The sequence below is a fragment of the Algoriphagus taiwanensis genome, from assembly GCF_036245645.1.
Classification (GTDB): domain Bacteria; phylum Bacteroidota; class Bacteroidia; order Cytophagales; family Cyclobacteriaceae; genus Algoriphagus; species Algoriphagus taiwanensis.
In genome coordinates this window covers 1-1659 of record NZ_BTPE01000031.1, presented here as the reverse complement: position 1 = coordinate 1659, position 1659 = coordinate 1, and the positions used below count along the sequence as shown (strand labels likewise).

Genomic DNA, 1659 nt, shown 5'->3' with positions numbered 1-1659 from the left:
AATTAGATGGCTTTTCAAACGTGACGAGCAATTCTGAGGAGACTTTTTCAGCTATCAAGTCCTACAAATCCAACTGAAATTCCGATTCAATCCCCATAAGAACCTCACCGGTTTCGTGCAACAGCGCTTTCATGCTTGGCTTTGCAAGCCGCACGAAAGCTTAGTTGTTATGCACAGTTGTTCTTTTAGAAGGGTATGTCAAGTCTGTCATTCTCAATATTCAATAGTTCAGTTATTTCACCATTTGACTTTACACTTAGTATAATAGTTCTTTCATCATTCACATCAAATGTAAAATTATAGATGTTGAAAGGTTTCGAGGTAAAACTGTCCGCTTCACGTTGTCTAAACCAAGTCGAGAAGTCTACTAAATATATAACCTGACTATCTTTTAAGGCAATGCTTGTTAAATTGTACTTTGCAGCTATGTGTGTCATTGCTATTATTTTAGCACCGTCTTCGTCAATGTAAAGTTTGTCACTTTTAGGAAATAACTTAGAAATTCTTTTCCCAATTTTTATCCATCCATCTATTCCCTTTTCTAATTTGTCACCAACTGATATTACATAGGCAATAGAGCTTAATGTTGCAACTAATAATATCCAATCAGCACCTTTTCCAAAATTTGTTTCTGTTATCTCTACTTCGTTGTCAATAGATTTAAGTTGTTCAAGTATTTCATCAAGCTCTGTCGATTTTATCTCAGAAAGTTTGAAATTCATTAAATCTTCAGATAGTCCAGTTGGAATAAATACTATTTTCATCTTATCAAATTTCTATTCGTTCATAATTAGTAATGTCACCGTCTGAGGCGATTATATATACATACCTGTATTTTTTACTTTCAAAAGTTATTTTAGCACAATTGACCTTGTCCAAAGTTTCCTCATATGGAAAGTCAATGTCAGAATTATATTTGTCGATACCTTTATCAACAAGCTTCTCTGATTTTGTTATTTCTGCATTCTTAACTCCTTTGTGATTGATTAAGTCATATCTGCACAGATTTTCAAGCAAAGTCAAATTAAGAATTCTCACAATCTTACCTTTATCCCTTTTGCTTTTTATGTGATTGGATATTTTTTCCCAGATAGATAAAGTTGCATCGGCTAACGGAATTATGTCTATTAAAACTTGAAAGAATATTCCTGCATATTCACCAATGTAAGCGGATGCGTGTCCTCTGCGAACATTAAAATAAAATAGTGTATTGTCTTCCTCAATTCTATATAGCTCTTTTCGTATATCTATCCAAAATTGTTCAATTTCAAACTCATCTTCAATTGAGTCAGTCTTTAGATATTCTATGTTTATTCTTTCCATTTGTGTCGGCATTTTTATCGTTGTCTCGTCCTACAATTGTGCATAACGGTTTGGCGCTTGGCGCAGTGGGGGACTTAGAAGCACTAAACTGTCAACCTGCACCGAAGCTAAATAGAAGCACGAACTTTCAATTTTGCACTTTAACCCCCATTGCGCCAAACGCATGTTGCACTAAACCTGCGGTAGTTTCTCCGATTAGCAGCCCAAAAGAGGTATCTTTTTGATTCATTCTTAACCGTTTTCAATCATGAAAAAAAAGAGAACCTCCTCCAGACCGCTTGCTCCAAGATAGCGGGATTTGCTGAACTACTGGCCAAGTTTGAGCAAAAAGTTACC

Annotated in this window: 2 protein-coding genes; both read right to left on the bottom strand. The window is 35.2% G+C overall.

Annotated features, from left to right (window positions below):
• Positions 1–185: 185 nt before the first annotated feature.
• Positions 186–764 (bottom strand): hypothetical protein, encoded by a 579-nt coding sequence (locus AAA938_RS20110; protein WP_338230719.1) that lies wholly within the window; start codon positions 762–764, stop codon positions 186–188.
• 4 nt (positions 765–768) lie between these two features.
• Positions 769–1323: a hypothetical protein gene (locus tag AAA938_RS20105; protein ID WP_338230717.1), complete on the bottom strand. Its 555-nt coding sequence runs from the start codon at positions 1321–1323 to the stop codon at positions 769–771.
• Between the last annotated feature and the right edge of the window lie 336 nt (positions 1324–1659).